This window comes from Chitinophaga pinensis (assembly GCF_007896845.1).
Taxonomy (GTDB): domain Bacteria; phylum Bacteroidota; class Bacteroidia; order Chitinophagales; family Chitinophagaceae; genus Chitinophaga; species Chitinophaga pinensis_C.
Map to the genome: position 1 here is coordinate 20,567 of NZ_VOHS01000052.1, position 18,776 is coordinate 39,342.

17 protein-coding genes are annotated in these 18,776 nt (G+C 47.1%); 16 read left to right on the forward strand and 1 reads right to left on the reverse strand.

The window, feature by feature from the left end:
• The first annotated feature begins 87 nt into the window (after nt 1-87).
• The 8 genes from FEF09_RS26610 (at nt 88) to FEF09_RS26645 (ending at nt 11,050) form a co-directional block, all read left to right on the forward strand.
• Nucleotides 88-1,086 carry a GlxA family transcriptional regulator gene (locus FEF09_RS26610; RefSeq protein ID WP_146307915.1) on the forward strand — a complete coding sequence of 333 codons (999 nt, stop codon included), beginning with the start codon at nt 88-90 and terminating at the stop codon, nt 1,084-1,086.
• A gap of 98 nt (nt 1,087-1,184) precedes the next feature.
• Nucleotides 1,185-2,510 carry an ethanolamine permease gene (eat, locus tag FEF09_RS26615; RefSeq protein WP_146307916.1) on the forward strand — a complete coding sequence of 442 codons (1,326 nt, stop codon included), beginning with the start codon at nt 1,185-1,187 and terminating at the stop codon, nt 2,508-2,510.
• 16 nt (nt 2,511-2,526) lie between these two features.
• Entirely contained in the window at nt 2,527-3,903 is a 1,377-nt protein-coding gene (locus FEF09_RS26620) for an ethanolamine ammonia-lyase subunit EutB (protein WP_146307917.1), read from the forward strand.
• A complete protein-coding gene (eutC, locus tag FEF09_RS26625; RefSeq protein WP_146307918.1) occupies nt 3,900-4,682 on the forward strand; it encodes an ethanolamine ammonia-lyase subunit EutC in 783 nt (260 codons plus the stop codon). Before FEF09_RS26620 ends, eutC begins: the two co-directional genes overlap by 4 nt.
• A gap of 88 nt (nt 4,683-4,770) precedes the next feature.
• Nucleotides 4,771-5,328, forward strand: coding sequence for an RNA polymerase sigma-70 factor (locus FEF09_RS26630; RefSeq protein WP_146307919.1), 558 nt, complete (start codon nt 4,771-4,773; stop codon nt 5,326-5,328).
• Between the two features lie 44 nt (nt 5,329-5,372).
• A complete protein-coding gene (locus tag FEF09_RS26635) occupies nt 5,373-6,287 on the forward strand; it encodes a FecR family protein (protein WP_146307920.1) in 915 nt (304 codons plus the stop codon).
• Nucleotides 6,288-6,306: 19 nt separating this feature from the next.
• On the forward strand, nt 6,307-9,510 hold the full coding sequence (locus FEF09_RS26640) for a SusC/RagA family TonB-linked outer membrane protein (protein ID WP_146307921.1): 3,204 nt from the start codon (nt 6,307-6,309) through the stop codon (nt 9,508-9,510).
• 10 nt (nt 9,511-9,520) lie between these two features.
• On the forward strand, nt 9,521-11,050 hold the full coding sequence (locus FEF09_RS26645; RefSeq protein WP_186774548.1) for a SusD/RagB family nutrient-binding outer membrane lipoprotein: 1,530 nt from the start codon (nt 9,521-9,523) through the stop codon (nt 11,048-11,050).
• Between the two features lie 2 nt (nt 11,051-11,052).
• Here FEF09_RS26645 and FEF09_RS26650 read toward each other — a convergent pair whose 3' ends face one another.
• Nucleotides 11,053-11,460, reverse strand: a complete 408-nt coding sequence (locus tag FEF09_RS26650; RefSeq protein WP_261387805.1) for a hypothetical protein — start codon at nt 11,458-11,460, stop codon at nt 11,053-11,055.
• Between the two features lie 92 nt (nt 11,461-11,552).
• Between FEF09_RS26650 and FEF09_RS26655 the strand changes: the two genes are divergently transcribed.
• From FEF09_RS26655 to FEF09_RS26695, 8 genes are all read left to right on the forward strand, one after another.
• Entirely contained in the window at nt 11,553-11,759 is a 207-nt protein-coding gene (locus FEF09_RS26655) for a hypothetical protein (RefSeq protein ID WP_146307923.1), read from the forward strand.
• Between the two features lie 406 nt (nt 11,760-12,165).
• A complete protein-coding gene (locus FEF09_RS26660) occupies nt 12,166-15,915 on the forward strand; it encodes a hypothetical protein (RefSeq protein WP_146307924.1) in 3,750 nt (1,249 codons plus the stop codon).
• The gene (locus tag FEF09_RS26670; protein ID WP_186774549.1) at nt 15,912-16,517 is read left to right on the forward strand and encodes a hypothetical protein; all 606 of its coding nucleotides are present in this window, start codon (nt 15,912-15,914) and stop codon (nt 16,515-16,517) included. Before FEF09_RS26660 ends, FEF09_RS26670 begins: the two co-directional genes overlap by 4 nt.
• A gap of 250 nt (nt 16,518-16,767) precedes the next feature.
• Nucleotides 16,768-16,962 carry a hypothetical protein gene (locus tag FEF09_RS26675; RefSeq protein WP_146307926.1) on the forward strand — a complete coding sequence of 65 codons (195 nt, stop codon included), beginning with the start codon at nt 16,768-16,770 and terminating at the stop codon, nt 16,960-16,962.
• A complete protein-coding gene (locus FEF09_RS26680; RefSeq protein WP_146307927.1) occupies nt 16,944-17,474 on the forward strand; it encodes a hypothetical protein in 531 nt (176 codons plus the stop codon). Before FEF09_RS26675 ends, FEF09_RS26680 begins: the two co-directional genes overlap by 19 nt.
• Nucleotides 17,449-17,862 (forward strand): hypothetical protein, encoded by a 414-nt coding sequence (locus FEF09_RS26685; RefSeq protein ID WP_146307928.1) that lies wholly within the window; start codon nt 17,449-17,451, stop codon nt 17,860-17,862. Before FEF09_RS26680 ends, FEF09_RS26685 begins: the two co-directional genes overlap by 26 nt.
• Nucleotides 17,863-17,988: 126 nt before the next feature.
• Complete coding sequence (locus FEF09_RS26690; protein WP_146307929.1) at nt 17,989-18,321, forward strand: hypothetical protein; 333 nt, start codon at nt 17,989-17,991, stop codon at nt 18,319-18,321.
• A 43-nt stretch (nt 18,322-18,364) separates the two neighbouring features.
• Nucleotides 18,365-18,556, forward strand: coding sequence for a hypothetical protein (locus FEF09_RS26695; protein WP_146307930.1), 192 nt, complete (start codon nt 18,365-18,367; stop codon nt 18,554-18,556).
• The last annotated feature ends 220 nt before the right edge of the window (nt 18,557-18,776 follow it).

The following is an 18,776-nucleotide window of genomic DNA, read 5'->3' on the forward strand; positions in this document are numbered from 1 at the left end:
GAACATCTTAAAAACGGCGCTGTAGGGGGTATTTGGGACAAATGTTGTAACTTAACAGGTACTTGTTTTAAAACCTGTAATTACGTTATGACGAATCTGGCATTGTTGCTCACTTACAATCACCGGCTGATCAGTACGGCCGCGATTCTTGATGTGTTTGAATCAGTCAACTCGATGTATACCGCCAGCCAGCAGCCAACTTGTTTCAATGTACAGCTCGTCCTGCCCGATCAGGAAGGCGTAGATATCTTACCACATTACGGCCGCTATAGTACGGTAGCCCTGAAAGATGCGGTGAAAGCAGACGTTGTGCTGATTCCTGCTTTTATCGCGGGTGATGTGGATACAGCGATTACAGCCAATAATACATTCATCCCGTGGATCCGTCAGCAACACCATGCCGGCGCCGAAATAGCCAGCTTTTGTACCGGCGCATTCCTCCTGGCCGCTACCGGTCTGCTGGATGGTAAACCAGCCACCACGCATATGAATGCCTGTCCCGCGTTTGCAGGGCATTTCCCCGACGTGTTATTGCAACCTGATAAAGTGCTGACAGCAGCCTCCGGTATTTACACCAGCGGCGGCGCCACCAGTACTTTTCACCTGTTGTTATATCTCGTAGAAAAATACTGCGGACAGGACATGGCGGTAAAAGCCGCTAAACTGTTTGCTATCGATATGGACCGTGATACACAATCTTATTTTGGTATGTTCCTGCCCGATAAAAAACACGCAGATCCACTGATCACAGAAGTACAACAGCGCATGGAAGCACAGTTTCGTGAAGCACGTAATGTGGAGTCGTTTATGGAAAATATTCCTGCCAGCCGACGCAACTTCGTAAGACGTTTTAAACAGGCCACCGGTATCACGCCGATCGAATACCTGCAAAAGACGCGTATAGAAGCGGCCAAGAAAATGCTGGAACAGACAGGTAACAGCATTCTCGCTGTAATGCTCGACTGTGGCTATAACGATATCAAAGCTTTCCGTAAAGTATTCAGAAAAGAAGTCGGTCTGACGCCTACAGAATACAGATTCAAATTTGCCGGTAGCCGCAATGCTTCCCTGCAGATGGAAATGTGATCTTTTTGCGTATCTTGACAGCACTTCACGAAGGGAAACGGGAATAGATTATATCAACCAGTGGTAATGCCCCGCATTGCCAGCAATCCCGTATTTATATGTCTGCTCAGGAAACTGTTTTAAAGAAAGTAATCAAACCCATACACTTATGGGCCATCGGCGTCGGACTGGTCATCTCCGGTGAATATTTCGGATGGAATTATGGCTGGGATGTAGCAGGTACGCTCGGTTTTCTGATAGCAACTGTTATCATTACCGTATTGTATATCACGTTTATCTTCAGCTTCACAGAGCTGACCACGTCTATTCCGCAGGCCGGTGGTCCCTTTACTTATACGCACAGGGCGATGGGCCCTTTCGGCGGACTCATAGCCGGATATGCCACCGCCGTAGAGTTCCTGCTGGCCACACCAGCCATCGCTTTTGCCCTCGGCAATTACCTGCACTTTCTGCATCCTGCTTTGCCTGTACTCGGTTGCGGTATCGCCTTCTATGTCATACTGACCGCCGTGAACCTGCTGGGTATTAAAGAGTCTGCCTTGTTCTCCCTGATCATTACCTTATTGGCTGTGGTAGAGTTACTCATATACATGGGGATTGTAGCCCCTTCATTCAGTACCGCCAATTTCCTGCATGATGCAATGCCTGCCGGATGGATGGGTGTATTCGCCGCATTACCTTTCGCAATGTGGCTGTACGTTTGTATAGAAGGAATTGCCATGGTAGCCGAAGAAGTAAAAGATCCGGGTGCCAATATTCCTAAAGGATATATCTCTGCTATGCTCACACTGGCAATACTGGCTGTCGGTGTGATGGTGCTCACCGGTGGCATTACCGACTGGCGACGCCTATCCACCATTGACTATCCATTGCCGGAAGCAATAGGTGTCGTACTCGGTAAACAAAATGGCATCACTAAAATATTTGCGGGTATTGGTCTCTTCGGACTGATTGCCTCTTTTAATGGCATCATCATCAGTTATTCGCGACAGCTGTTCGCACTGGCAAGGGGTGGTTATCTGCCACCAGTACTGGCGGTGCTCAGTCCTGAAAGACAGGTACCTTATGTAGCCCTGATCGTCGGTGGATTACTGGGTGTGGTCGCCCTTTATTTCGGTAAGACTGATCAGCTGGTGATCCTCTCCGTTATGGGGGCAGTCGTGATGTATATCCTGAGTATGATCAGCCTGTTTATTTTAAGGAAGAAAGAGCCGGCGCTCGAACGCCCTTTTAAAGCACCTTTCTATCCGTGGTTTCCGGGCATCGCTTTAGTATTGTCTATCGTATCACTGATTGCCATTGTATACTATAACTGGCAACTCGGTATCCTGTTCTTTGCAGGCATGCTGATAGCACTCGGTGTGTTTGTAGCAACCGGTAAACATAAAGTAACAACGCCGGAACAGGAGAATGTAATAGCATAAAAGAAAAAAGATAGTTGTGTCATATCAACATACCATACAGCATAAACGATATCAGTTTGCCGATCTGCGCACGCTGCTGGCAAAGGCCACGCCTTTCCGTTCAGGAGATGCACTGGCAGGTCTTGCCGCTGATACCTACGAAGAAAGAGTCGCTGCGCAAATGACGCTGGCTGATGTGCCGCTAAAGACCTTTTTACAGGAAGCCATCATCCCTTATGAAGAAGATGAGATCACCCGCCTGATCATCGACACACATGATCAGACAGCTTTTGCGCCTGTTAGTCATTTTACGGTAGGAGAACTGCGTGACTGGCTGTTAAGTGATGCCGCTGATACCAGCACATTGCAGCAATTGTCACGCGGACTGACACCAGAAATGGTGGCGGCTGTCTCTAAACTGATGCGTAATCAGGACCTGATCAGTGTGGCGCAGAAATGTGAAGTGGTGACCCGCTTCCGGAATACCATCGGCTTAAAAGGACATCTCTCTGTACGCCTGCAGCCCAACCATAATACCGATGACCCAAAAGGGATTGCGGCCAGTATCATCGACGGATTACTATATGGCAGCGGTGATGCGGTAATCGGTATTAACCCGGCTACAGACAGTCCGCAGGCAGTCATACAATTACTGCGGATGCTCGATCAGTTAAGACAACAATTCGATATTCCTACACAGTCCTGTATCCTCTGTCATGTGACCACCGCCATGCAGATCATGCAGCAGGCACCGGTGGATCTGGTCTTTCAGTCGATTGGTGGTACAGAAAAAACAAACAGCAGTTTTGGTATTCATCTGAATATGTTGAAAGAAGCACACGAAGCCGCACTATCCCTGAAACGTGGTACAATCGGCAATAACGTCATGTACTTTGAAACAGGACAGGGGAGTGCCTTATCTGCCAATGCACACGCCGGTGTAGATCAGCAGACCTGCGAAGTAAGGTCCTATGCAGTCGCCCGGCAGTTCTCTCCTTTACTTGTAAATACAGTAGTGGGCTTCATCGGACCAGAATATCTTTTCGATGGTAAACAGATCATCCGTGCAGCTCTGGAAGATCATTGCTGCGGGAAGTTGATGGGATTGCCCATGGGAGTGGATATCTGTTATACCAATCACGCCGAAGCTGATCAGGATGATATGGATAATCTGTTGACATTGTTAGGGGTGGCAGGTTGTAATTTTATTATGGGGGTACCCGGTGCAGATGATATTATGCTGAATTATCAATCTACTTCTTTTCACGATGCCTTGTATGTACGGAAGGTCTTAGGACTGAAAGCAGCGCCGGAATTTGATGCGTGGCTGCAACGACAAGGTATTACCAACGCACAGGGACAGTTGCAACAGGTAGGGAAAACACATCACTTATTAAGTTATCAGGCAGAATGAGTAATATACAACACAGGAACACCGTACAGGAAGATCCGTGGTCTTCACTGAAAGCGTTCACCACAGCGCGTATTGCATTGGGAAGAACGGGAACGGCCATTCCCCTGAAAGAAGTATTATCTTTCAGACTGGCACATGCGCATGCCCGGGATGCTGTTTATTCAAAACTGGATACGAATCTCCTGCTGGAAGAACTCCATGCATTTCTTTTGCCCGTATTAGCTTTGCACAGCAGTGCTGCTGACCGTTATGAATACCTGCAACGGCCGGATAAAGGACGCCGTCTGGATACACAGAGTATTGACATGCTGAAGGCACAACCAGATGCCTTCAGACAGAAAGATGTTGCCATCATCATTGCCGACGGATTATCCGCTACGGCCATGAATATACATACCGCCCCTTTACTGAATCATCTGCTGCCAATGCTGAAAACAGCCGGTCTGTCTATGGCACCGGTTTGTCTGGCAGAACAGGCAAGAGTAGCTATCGGAGATGAAATAGGTAGTCTGCTGGAAGCAAAGATGACCCTTGTACTCATAGGAGAGCGTCCCGGACTGAGTGCCGCCGATAGCATGGGCGCCTATATCACCTTTAATCCCCGTCCGGGTAATACCGACGAAGGGCGTAATTGCATCTCTAATATCCGTCAGGACGGATTACAGTACATCCCTGCTTCCGCGAAGATCTGTTACCTGCTGCAGGAGGCGATGAAACTGCGTCTTTCCGGTGTGGATTTGAAGGATAATTATGTGGATCTTTCACTGCTTAAAGGATAGGATCTCTGAAACACATCAGCAATCCCCTTTTATTTTCCGGCTCAGTTATTTAAAAAAATAATACTTTGTGCGCCATTCAAAATGACTGATGACGCACGACGGATACCATATCTCTGCTGATGAAGCTACTGAGGCACTCCGTAGCCGTAATGCCGACGTATTCCGGAATATTTACAATGCATACAGCGAAGAACTGTACCTGCTGGCTTATCGCTGGGTCAAAGATCATGACCTGGCAAAGGAAGTCGTACAGGGTCTTTTTACCCATCTGTGGGAAAAAGGACCGGAGATCACTATTACCGGAAATGTACGGCATTACCTGTATCGTGCAGTCACTAACAGAAGTATCAATGAATTGAAGCGCAGGGCCCGTCATGTCAGTGAAGAAGCCCTGCAATGGCAGGCAGATAGTGCTTCTATGCATGACCTTACCGACCATCTTTTGTTGCAAAAAGAGGTCATGCGGCTGGTACAGACACTGGCGCCACGTTGCCGGGAGATCTTTTTGCTCAGCCGTTTCGACGGACTGGAGCCCGCCGAGATAGCAGAAAAGCTGGGGATCGCACTCAATACAGTGTATTTCCAGCTGGCAGTTGCTCTGAAACACCTGCGTACACATTTGCTGAATGGAAAAAAATTAGAGTAGCATCAAAGTAACACGGCGTTGAATTGTCGTAATATGTATAAGTGATGAACAACAAGGACGTAACTGAATTTGTCATTGATTGTCTGACAGATGCCGGTAATCGGGACAAACAGGCTGCATTAAACCAGTGGTTGCAGGAATCGGAAGATAACCGCACGCTGTATGCAGAACTGAAGCAGCTTTGGGAAGCTGCCGCAGGCGTCCCTCCCGTATCATTTGACAAGGAAGAAAGCTGGAAGGAGCTCCCGCTGACAACAGCAGGGAGTAAGCCCATAAAGCGTCTCTTCCCATGGAAGGCGGTAGCGGCCGCCGTGCTGCTGTTGCTGTCGGGCGCAGGTATCTGGTGGTGGCAGTCAACTGCGCTCCACTGGACAACCTATACAGCCCATATCTCTGATCGGGATAGTCTCACACTACCCGACGGTTCACGCGTGTATCTCAAACCGGGTACTTCTCTGAAATATAAACAACCCTTTTCTGACCGTAGCGTTATACTCTTATCAGGCGAAGCTTACTTCGATGTGACGAAAGCAGCAGAACATACATTTCTTGTACAGGCAGGAGATGCAATTGTGCGTGTATTAGGTACCGCTTTTAACGTACGAATAGAACAGAATAGAACAGAAGTAATCGTGTTTGAAGGTAAAATAAGTCTGCAGAAAAATGGGCAGCAGGTGGTGCTCAGCAGTGGTAACGGAAACAAAGGAACGGTAGATGGTGATAAAGGTGGAATCCTGCACGCACAGGGCGATTACAGTAATCAGTGTGTATGGGCGACAGCTGATTTATCATTCGAAAATGAAGAAGCTGCACACGTAGCAGCAGTCATCGCAGACTACTACAAAATACCTGCACTAAAAATACCTGAAAATCTAAAACATAAACGTATTACCTTACACCTGCATAATACGCCGGCCGAACAAGCTATGGAAATCCTGGCGACCGTTTTAGATGAATAATTGAGCTCCTTTAACCCACATGAGGATCCTGGCCACTTTAGGTTTCATCACCTGTTCAATATGTGTATTCCTGACAGGAACAGCACAACAGTCTGTACTACTGCAACAACGTCTGGATGTGCGGGTGAAAAACATGCCGCTCATTACCTTCATGAAGTGGATCAGTCAGCAAACCGGTAACTCCTTCGCTTATCCCAACGAAATACTGGAAGGACGTACAGCTGTCACCATCAATGAAAAAGACATCACCGTACAGACAATCCTCGAACGCATCTTTCCTCCCGCAAAATATGATATCAGGACCATCGGTCACCAGATCATCATCCGCTTCAAAAAACAGCCTGCTCTGACAGCCGACACATTACAGCCTGCCCGTATTATGCAGATGAACACGGTCGTGGTAACAGCATTGGGCATCAACCGGCCTAAATATACCCTCGGATATGCCTACGCGGAGATAAAAGGCGAAGACATGACCGCCGCCCGGGATATACACCCTATGAATACCCTCAGCGGTAAAGTGGCCGGACTGGAAGTAAGTCCGGTAAACAGCGGTATGGGCGGCTCCACAAAACTCACACTCAGAGGTATGCGTCTCTTAGGCGGTAATAATCAACCGCTACTGGTAATGGACGGCATCCCCGTTAATAATTCCTCTCCCGGACAGGCAGAAAGATACGGTGGTTATGACCTCGGGGATGGAACAGCCATTATCAACCCGGATGATGTAGAGACGATCTCCGTGCTCAAAGGAGGGGCATCCGCTGCTTTATACGGGAGTAGGGCTGCAAATGGAGTGATTCTCATTACAACCCGTAAAGGTGTCCGCAAAGGGCTGGAAATGGACTTTACGTCGAATATATTGCTGGAACAGGTCAACCATCAATACGATTTTCAGGATACCTATGGCAGCGGTCGCGATGGCATACTGCCCGTCAGCGCTACGGAAGCCAGATGGGTATCGCAATACAGCTGGGGGCCAAAACTCCACCGGGATAGTCTGGTGTGGCTTTGGAACGGACAAAAGGCGCCCTACGTGAAGGCGCGTCATTCCACAGCCGGCTTTTTCCGTGGCGGGTATACACGGATCAATACCCTCGCCGCCGCAACTGGAAATGAACATACACAACTACGTTTCTCTTATACCAACACCGGCACACAGGATATATTACCGCAAAGCGGTCTGCAAAGACATAATCTCTCTGCCAGAATGACCACCGCCTTCAGTCCTCGTGTGGAACTGGATACGCGTGTGGCGTGGTTAAATGAGCAGGTGCAGAACCGCCCGGCCCTATCCGATAACCCTAACAACGTCGGCTATGTATTAACCGGCATCGCACCCAATATTGATCTGAACTGGTTAAAACAGTATAAAGATCCTGTCACGGGTAACTATATCAACTGGAATAACAACACCTATCAGGTGAATCCTTATTGGGCCATCTATGAGCAACCCAACAGCAGTACGCAGAACCGCCTGAATGGTTTCCTGCAACTGAAATATAAAATCACTCCCGACCTGACGGCACACGTCCGTTCAGGTATGGATTACTCCGATTTTTCTTTCTATGAGATGATGAATTACTCCACACCGGTCAATCCTCTGGGCGCCATCTCCCTCAAAGACAGAAGACTTTGGGAAAGTAATACAGACCTCCTGTTAAGTTACAACCGCCAGTTAAACCGCTGGGGCATTACACTGAATATGGGCGCTACCCGCATGGACTATCAGGAGCGGGTACGTAATACCACCGGAAGAGAAATGAGCATAAGAGGAGAAAGAGGAATTGAGAATTTCAATACACGGATGCGCAATGAAATGATCCTCAGAAAAAGGATCAATGCCATGTACGCCTCTTTGGATATAGATTACAGAAAATTGCTGTACCTCTCGCTGACCGGCCGTAAGGACTGGTCATCCACATTGCCTGCTGACCACAACGCTTATTTTTACCCTTCCGCATCCGCCGCATTTCAATTCAGTGAACTGCTGAAAGATAAAGGCATGCTATCTTTTGGTAAACTACGTGTCTCCGTCGCCCAGACCGGTACAGATGCCGCCCAGCCTTACCAGCTGCGTTTAAGTTATAGCTACAATCCCGATATCCCCAATATCAAAGGATATTCCATCGGTGGGGTAGCTGTGGATAATGTCCCCTTCGAAGATCTGCGTCCCGGCATCAGTAAAGGATATGAAGCCGGACTGGATCTGGCTTTCTTCAATGACCGTATCAGTCTGGACGCTACATGGTACCACTCCAATACCCTCGATCAGGTATTGAACGCACCTGTATCTACTTCCAGTGGGTATACCAGTGCCGTCATCAATTCAGGCGATATTCGTAATCAGGGTATAGAACTCGGGTTAACAGTCGTTCCGTTAATCCGTCAGCAGTTACATTGGGATACCCGCTTTATTTTTTCTAGCAATTGTAATCGTATACGTTCCCTGAATACGCTGGTTTCACCCTATTATACAATGGCCGTCAGCCGTTGGGGAAATGCATCTGTCGTAGCAAAAAAAGGAGAAGCTTATGGGATGATCAGCGGCCGGCGTTTCCTGCGGGATGCACAGGGCAGGATGATACTCGATGCCAATAACCTGCCGAAGTATACCACCACAGATGCGTGGCTGGGGAATAACCAATATGACTGGACCGGCAGTATTACCAATAAAGTGGTCTATAAGCAGCTTAGTCTGACCATCCTCATTGACATCAGGTATGGTGGTGATATCTACTCCATGACCAATCTCCTCGCATATGGTAACGGGAAGCAAAAAGGTACACTGGTAGGTAGAGAAGAATGGACCCGTTCTGAACAGGAACGTGTCAGTGCAGGTAAAAGACCGGAAGAGTGGACGCCTGTCGGCGGATTGCTGGTCAGCGGTGTACAAGCCGGTACCGGGAATGAAGTGCAGGCCTATGTCAATCCGCAAACCTACTGGACGCGTGTATCCGACAATATCCCTGAAGCCTTTGTCTATAACGCCTCCTTTATCAAACTACGCGAAATGCATCTCGATTATCAGCTGCCCCGTTTCTCCTCCCTGTTCCGGGAAGCTACTATTTCCCTGACCGGACGTAACCTGCTGACACTATACAAGGCAGTACCCAATATTGACCCTGAATCAAGTTATAACAATACAACCGCACAGGGACTGGAATACGGTTCTCTGCCAACGCGAAGATCCTACGGGATGAAACTGTATGTCAAATTTTAAGTAAATGTTGATGAAACGGTATGGATGGAATATATATCTGCTCCTCTTTTTGCTGTCATCCTGCACAGCAGGTTTTGACAGGATCAATACTGACCCGCGTAAGTCAGACAGTATTCCGCCCGGCGATCAGCTGACTGCTGCGGCTTATTTTATGGATGGTGGCAGAGAAATGGGATACCCCAATCTTTACCTGTTTCAGCCAATGGTGCAGTACCTGAGTGGTGCACCCGGTATGAGTGCGGGAGGGAAGTATATCCGGAATGAATTTTATAATAACTGCATGTGGGAAAACCTTTACGGGAAGAGTATCAAGCAACTGGCAGACCTGCTGGCACGTCATAAAGACAATCCTAAAGTGGTGAACTACCGGGCTGCAGCACGTATCCTGAAGGTGTATGTATGCGCTTTGCTGACAGATACCTACGGAGACATCCCTTATTCAGAAGCCGGCATGGCATGGTATGGAAAAAACTATACACCGGCTTATGACAGACAGGCTGATATCTATGCAGACTTCTTCAAAGAATTAACCGAATCAGCAGCACAATTTGATACCTCACAGGAACCGATCTATAACGATATTCTGTATGGAGGCGATATCATAAAGTGGAAACGCCTCGCCGCTTCTTTACGTTTACGTCTCGCAATGCGGCTGACGAAAGTCAATGAAGCCATGGCAAAAACACAGGTGCAGGCTGCCTATGCCGCCGGAGTGATGCAGGATGAGATGGACCAGTTCCGTATGCTGCATGATGATTATGCCTATCCTGATCTGAGAGGTAACAGCTATGCACAGGCATTACAGGAAGACAGGGTCTACCAGTGGGCAAAAGGCTGCAGTACTTTTGTGAATTACCTGAAAGCTGAAAATGATCCGCGGCTGCCCACTTTCTTTACCAACCGGGATGCGGATGGAAACGATATTACCGGTATCACGCATTATCTGTCTATAGCCCCGGGTATGTATTATTGGGATGACGAAGTACGGTATGTCAGTCCGGAGGGAGTAATCATTCCTGCTGCGAATAAGTATTGTTTCCTTAACCAACCTTTCTATCAGTTACGCGCACCCTTTCTGCACATGGGCTACGCCGAAGTCTGCTTCCTGCTGGCAGAAGCCGCGGTAAGAGGGTGGATACCCGCAACAGCTAACCAATGGTATCAGCAGGGTATCAGGTCAGCTATCGATCAGTTGAAATTATATCCGGAGATCAGTTATATACCGGAAGAAGATATCAATGCCTTTATCAACGCACACGTATTGACGCCGGGAAAAGAAATAGAACAGATCAATATGCAGAAATGGGTCGCCTTATTTCCTAACGGATTCGAAGCATATGCCAATCAGCGCCGCAGTGGTTACCCGGTGCTGGCGCCGATTACTGACAAAGGCAGTGAGTCTCAGACAAACGGTATATTGCCACGCAGACTCTTCTATCCCGCTACAGAAGCATTCAGCAATACGATCCATTATCAGGACGCGCTAAACAGAATGGGAGGGACAGACGATTGGTTATACCGTATGTGGTGGGACCGATAAAATTACATTGTTTCCAGCTCCTCCGGATGCTTGGGTTTATACCAGCAATAGTAGTACGCCAGTATAAGCACACCCGTAATGAAAGGGATCAGCGCAAGATGTTTATAAGTAATAGTTCCCGTAATAATCTCCGCATCAAAATGCAGGAATTCACTGATCATCCAATAAGAGTTGGCAGTAATCCATACCGCAATAGCGAGGTTATGGCACAGCTCGGACATAAATTGTCGTGTACGGTATGCTATGACAAGCGCAATGATCAGCGTAGGAAATATCATCGCAATGCCCAGTGGCTTCCAGATCAGGCACCAGCCTATATCTTTCAGCAACCAGAAAACAATGTGCAGATTTTCCATTTTCCGGTACTTTAACGGAATGCTGTAGACAGGTGTGGTTGTGGTTTCGGGCATATTTGATTTCGATTGTGCCGGCAAAAATATAAAATCTGGCATCAATTGGTATAACTCTTGTATTAACCATTGCGGACCAAAAAATTTTAGCCATGAAAAAAGCAATGATCGCCGCTTCCATTGTCGGCGTAGCAGCAGCCGGAGTAATTCTTTATCTTACACGTAGCCGGAATGGTATGCAACGTCTGCTGGACGGAGCAGAAGCCACCGCAGATGACGCTCGTCGTGTAGCCAACCGCCACCTCCGCAAGACACAGAAAAAGATCAATCATATGATCCATGAATCAACCATGGAATAACTACCAACGGACCTTTTACCGGGCTTAATAATTGTGTTGTTCACTCCGGTAAAAGGTCTTATTTTTATCTCCTTATACCGCTCAGCTATCATAATTTAAGTTATTATATACTGTCTTATTTGTCTTACAATTAGCTGACTCATCTCCACATCAAGTCCACCTCATCTCCAGCTCATCTGCATATTATATACCTATCTGATTCGCCTGATCTGTATATCAATAACTCATTTCCCCTGACTTAGAAGCGCTTAAGAAAAATGTATGTAAAAAATACACAATGAGTGATATTTTATTAAATTTGTATAATATTTAATATCAAGGACCCTATCCCTGTTGACCGAAACCTATGAACCACAACCCTGTAGCCTCACTGCGAATGGCAGTGTTTTGTTTTTTACTGTTCTTATTGAAGCCCGGCCTTAGTAGTGCAGCAGACCCGAAAACTTCTTTGCCCTCTGCGGATACCGCAAAACCCGCAATAAAAGATTATGCGACCGGCGTATTTAATAAGATCAAAGAAAACAACAAGTTTATCAGCTTCCTGACCAATGAATCCCTCGGAACCCTGCCGGTTGGCCTTGTCCGTGAGATCAATGGTAAAGTCTATGTGATCGCTATCGATAGCGTACGTATGACACCACAAGGCGCCTTTCTGAGCGCTTATTTCCGTTTTACCTTCCCCGGTACTGACCGCGAACTGATCTTCGGTGGAAAGAATATTGCTTTCACTCCGGGAGGTATCGGTGCGGGCACTTCTACTAAACTCATGCTGCTCAATGATCAGGAAGTGCATATCAACGAACATGTTGAACTGACCTTCCCCGGTAATGGCAGCAACTTCGTGGAATGGGACTGTAACGGTTTCAGATCAGCAAACCTCGCCGGTATGTTCGAATTCGATAAAGGCTGGATACAACCCGACAATCCGGGTGAAGACAAGGTAAAAGCCGCCCTGAACGTCAACGCCAAAGATCTCAGCAATATCATGGCGGATATCGATATCCCCGCATTCCGGATCAGTGGTTTGAACGACTTCAGTTTTAAAGTAAGACATGCCGTAATAGACATGAGTGATGTGGCAAATCCGGGTGGCTTGAACGTGACGCCGGATATGCTGGAAGATCCTTCCAGCCCTCTGTTGTGGAGAGGATTCTACCTGCAGGAACTCGAAGTAGGATTACCTCAACAGATGGCTTCAAAACAAGGAAGACCGAAAGTAAATGTAACCAACTTTATCATAGACGATCAGGGCGTAAGTGGAGCCGTCAACGCAGAAAATATTGTAAAATTGGGAGATGCCAGCGCCGGTGGATGGCCACTGTCGATAGAAAAAGTAGGTGTAAGTTTTAGTAAGAATAAATTGAATGGTGGTGCTCTCGGCGGACAACTAAAGATCGGTTTCCTCGGTGATGATCCTTTGAAGTATGATGCCAGCATCAGTATGCGTGGCAACGACACATATTACTCCTTCGCTTTACAGACTACCGCTGATAAAACATATTCCTTCTTCGCCGGCGACATCACGTTAAATAAGGATTGCCGCATTGAAGTAACCAAAACAGACAAAGACTTTATCCCTAAAGCAACACTGACGGGTAAGGTGGACCTCAATAAAAGCGTACTCAGTGTAAAAGGGATCTCCTTCGAAGATCTTACCTTATCTACACAAAAACCTTATGTACATAGCGGCACATTTGACATCGCCACAGATGGTGGTTCAAAGATGAGCGGCTTCCCGATCGGGTTTGATGACCTCAGTCTGGGGATTTCAGAAGGAAAAGTGGCCGTAGGTGCCACAGTGAAACTGAACTTCATGAACTCCGAAGATAAAGGCTTCAGCGGTAGCGCCGGATTCGTTGTCACCGCTGCACAGGAAGAAGAGAAATCCACCATTATGGTGAATAATGTGGCCATTGAGAAAATAGATACCCACTGGAAACTGGACAAAGTAACGGTCAGCGATATCGATCTGACAGTAAAAGTTATGGCCTTCCAGATGCACGGTATCATCACCCTCTTTGATCAGCATCCGGTATATGGTAACGGCTTTAGAGGTATGCTTGACTTCTCCATACCGGGCCCGATTCCAAAAGCAAAGGCAACCGCCTATTTCGGTTCGAAAGACAACTACCGCTACTGGCATGTGGATGCCTATATTGGTGTCAGTATACCTGTACCGCCCGTCTTGCAGATCACGGGTATGATGGGAGGAATGTCTTATCACATGGAACGTCCTTCCAACTTCGATCCATACGATTCAAGGAATGCGATCGATAAGAAAGGCGGTATGAAAGACGTCAACGAGATCTTCCAGTATGTACCCTCCAAAGATGCTGGTCTTGGCTTTATGGGTGGTGTATCTCTGGCGCTGGCCACAGAAATGGTAGTCAATGTGAACGTGGCACTGGAAGTACAGTTTGGTACCAACGGAGGTTTCAGATATGCGCAGTTCGACGGTGCGGGTTATGTCATGCATGAAGCCCTGAAGGCGAAAAGCAAGAACGAAGCAAAAGAAGATGACTCAGCACCGGCATGGGTACAGTTCAAAATGCGTTACGATAATGTGAACAGTACTTTCGATGCCAATATGAAAACCTATATCAACATCATGGGTGTGCTGAAAGGGGTGAATGAAAGGGGCCTCGTAGGAGAAGCCGCATTACATGTCGGACCAGATGACTGGTATTTCTATATCGGACGTCCTTCCCAGATGTTTGGTCTTTCTATCGCAGGACTCGCAGAAGTAAAAAGTTACTTCATGATGGGCTCAAGGGTGGAAGATATGCCGCCGCTACCATCCGAAGTCAACGAAGTATTCGACGATATCAATACCAACTTCATGGCCATGGAAAATACCATGAGCACTGGTAGAGGGTTTGGTTTCGGTGCGCATTTTAAAACAGGTTTTTCATTTGATTATGGTGTCTATGGCGAATTCGCCGTTGGTGCAGGTTCAGATATCCTGTTGCGTAACTATGGCGACGCAAAATGTGCAGGAAGCAACAGCGTGATCGGTTTCAACGGATGGTATGCAGCCGGACAAGCCTATGCTTACCTGAAAGGAGATGTAGGTATCAGAGTGAAAGTATTCGGCAGAAAGAAAGGATTCTCTATTGCCAAATTAACTGCCGCCGTACTCTTACAGGCGAAAGGGCCTAACCCATCATGGTTCAGAGGAACAGTGGGCGTGAAATATTCTGTGCTGGGTGGTATGGTAAAAGGAAATGCCAACGTCAAAGTAGAACTGGGTTCCGAATGTGATATCGTAGGTGCAAAAGAAATCAACATAGAAGTCATCAGCGAAATCAAACCGGATGATCAGGGTACAGAAGTAAGCGTATTCTCTTCTCCGCAGGTAGCCTTTAATATCGCTATCCAACGGCCATTTGACATGATGAACGAATACGATCAGGTAGCTACCTACCGTGCGCAGTTGGATGAAGTGAAACTGATGAATGATAAGACACCTATCACCGGACAACTCATCGTCAATCCGGATGGCATGTCCGCTTATCTGCAACAGCGCGATATCCTTCCCGGATTAAGCACACTGACAGCATCTGCAAAAGTACATTTTGAAAAACGCAATGGCGCAGCATGGGAAGCCCTGAAAAGCGATGGTAAAAACATCGACTATGAAGTGAGGTCCGCTACCTTCACCACAGGTGAAGAACCAACCACCATCGGATGGGATAATGTGGTATACACCTATCCGGTAAGAAATCAGTATAACTTCCTGCCCGGCGAGTATAAAAAAGGGTATATCAAATTGAAATATGGTCAGCCGAAACTCTTCAGAAAAACAGATGATCAGGGCAAGAACTATAATGTATCCGCTAAATTCACTTCCGGCCAGCAACAAGCGATCAATACCAATGTCAGTTACGACGAGTCAATGGCACAGGTGAACTTCGACATCCCGGATGGTATGTCCAAAGAGATGGTGTATACCTATAACATTGTGCGATCATCTTTGGACGGTGAAACCGCTGCCAACAACGTAACAAAGAAAGAAAACCTCAGTGTAAGTGATCTGGGAGACAGTACTACCATCACGCAGACAGCCCTGAAAGGCAACGCCAATTCTAAAGCAGATAAAGAGGTGATCGCCTATAGTCTCCGCACCAGCAAATACAACACCTTTAGCGAAAGATGAGTGCTGTGACGGCTAAACAGGATATCTGGGATGTGGCTACCGGCTGGGTAACAGTGATCGGTACGCGATTCAATACAGACGAACAGTTTGACCGCTTCGATATACAGGGAGATGGCGCAATGCATACAAAATCATTGCTGTACCTCAAAGCCGGTACTGATAACTCATGGTTACAGAACAAGATACTGCCTCTTTTGTATACCGGATATCCCTTTGATCCATCTATGACAGTATCCCGTGATCCTGCTGCAACAGGCGGTGTGCCTCCGTTGGAAGCAGTACAGATGTACAACAATGATGGTGTTTACCACCAACTGGAAAGTAACCACATCACAGATGGTGTTGCTCCCCTGAAACCGGGTGCATGCCGCTTCATGTACTTCGTACCATTTACCGCACATGAAGATTTCATAGACCTGATCGGTAAAGCCAGCCGTCTCCATCTGAACGGAAAGGGATCTGCGAAGGTGACAACCTTGCTGAATAGCATGTTCCCCGAACTCGATGGCAACATTTATTATCCGGTAGAGATACAATATCGCTTACCGGGTCTCAACCAGATTTCATCAACAATCACTAAGAGTATCTATTATAAACTATAAGTCGAATGCACCGTATCCTATTGGCCCTTTTGTGTTCCGTGATATTGTTTTGCTGCGGTATAGACCAGTCCTTTGCACAGGAAAATGTGCATAAGATTGTAGGTCTGGCCGCCCCCAAAGAAGGAATGATCCGTTTGCGCTGGTCTCCCTCCAGTTATATGCCTGGGAGATTGGCAACAAATACGGCTACACTGTTGAACGTTTTACCATTTCACAAAATGGTACCCTTGTCAGTCACCCTAAACCGCTTATGCTGACCCGCCAGCCTTTAAAACCCTATCTGCTGGAAAGGATGGAAGCATTGTCCGAAAAAGATGATCGGATCGCCATCATGGCTGAACTGATCTATGGCGAAGGTGCAAAGAAGGTAACGCCTGAAGGAGCATCGGCGCTTTTCTGGAAAATCAGAATATTAATAACTGGCGTATGGGGATGGCTTTGCTGAATGCAGACCTGTCTGTTACAGCAGCACAGAGCGCCGGATTATACCTCGAAGATACAGACGTGAAAAAAGGAGAGCGGTATGCCTATCGTATCGCACCTGCCCGTCAGCCGGAAAATCTTATCATAGACACCGCCTATATCGTGACGTCTACGGATGAGGCATTCATCCTCGCAAAACCACAGGAACTGGCGATTGTGTGTGCAGATAGTTCCGCTACACTCGGCTGGGTAACTGCCTATGCACGCAGCATGTACTCCGCCTACGTGATAGAAAGAGCGGTAGATGGAAAGAACTTTAAGCCCGTTTCTGCACTGCCGGTTATTCCGACATCTCCTGATAAGAATGGGTTTTCTTACTATCAGGATTCACTCCCGATAATGACAACAGATATACTTCGTATAAAAGGGATTTCTCCTTTTGGTGAATATGGTCCCTACTCTCAGACCGTCGAAGGAATGGGAGCCAGCCGTCTCCGATCGCCCTGTAATGGATACCATCATTGTAGTGGATAATAAAAAGATCACACTGCAATGGACCCTGCCGGGCAAGTTATCCCAACAGCTGTCACAACTCATCATCACCCGTGCGGATAATAGCCGTGGTCCTTTTACGCCCGTAAGCACACTGAAAGGCAGCGCGATCACTTTCACGGATGAAAAACCTCTAACGGCGAATTACTACCGTATCAAAGGGATTACAAAGAGCGGGAAGGCCATCTATTCCTTTCCTTACTTTGCCCAGCTGATAGACAGTACACCGCCGCAGTACCTGTCGGACTGGCGGGTAAGATTGACTCCATGGGTATTGTATCTCTGCAATGGACTGCCAATACAGAAAAAGACCTGCGTGGTTATCGTGTATTCCGGGCCAACAGTAACAAGGAAGAATTTGTGGAAGTAACCCGCGAGATATTACAGGGAGCAAAGTTTACAGACACGGTGACTTTACACACACTGACAGCACATATTTTACAAAATCATTGCAGTCGATAAGAACTACAATCCATCCGAATACTCTCCATACATCATGCTGAGAAGACCAGACACCATCGCGCCTTCCCGCCCTCTGATCACGAACGCATATCGTTCTGACAGCCTGCATGCGATCGTATTGGAATGGATTAACAGTTCGAGCAAAGACGTAGTAAAGTATGCACTGCACAGTATCAATACCAAAGATAGCTCCCGTAAAGAAGTGGCTGTCTGGGATACCGCTTCCGGACGTGAACGCTATGTCGATACCGCACTGATATTAGGAAATACCTATTACTATGAACTGATCGTGTATGATGACGCCGGCAACCACGCGAAGGAAATCATGGCGATATCTGGTTTGAAACAGGTAAACGCAGCGCCGTAAAAAACTTCAAAGGTATTGTCAATACAGAAAAGAACATATTGAGTTGAGCTGGCAGTATAATCAGCCGGAAGTAAAACAATACCGTATCTATCGCGCTAAGAACGATACTCCCTTTATCCTGTATGCTACTACTGATGCCGGCAGCCAGCAATGGACGGATAATGAAGTGTTCTCAGGCAATGTTTATAAATACAAAATTACCGCCGTGATGAAAGGAGATCGAAAGCAGAAATGAGCAAAGAGGTAGCCATTAAATTCTAAATCAACAGCTGATGAAGTTAGCCAAATACTTATCTGGTTGTTGTGTACAACCATCCTGATAACAAAGACGCAACAGTTGTCTGCACAACGGACAATGTCAACTTCTACGTCATTGTTTGGGCAGATTCAGGGAACCCCGACAGGAACTATTACTATTGACCATACAGGCACAGGACAGAAAGAGTACCTGAGTA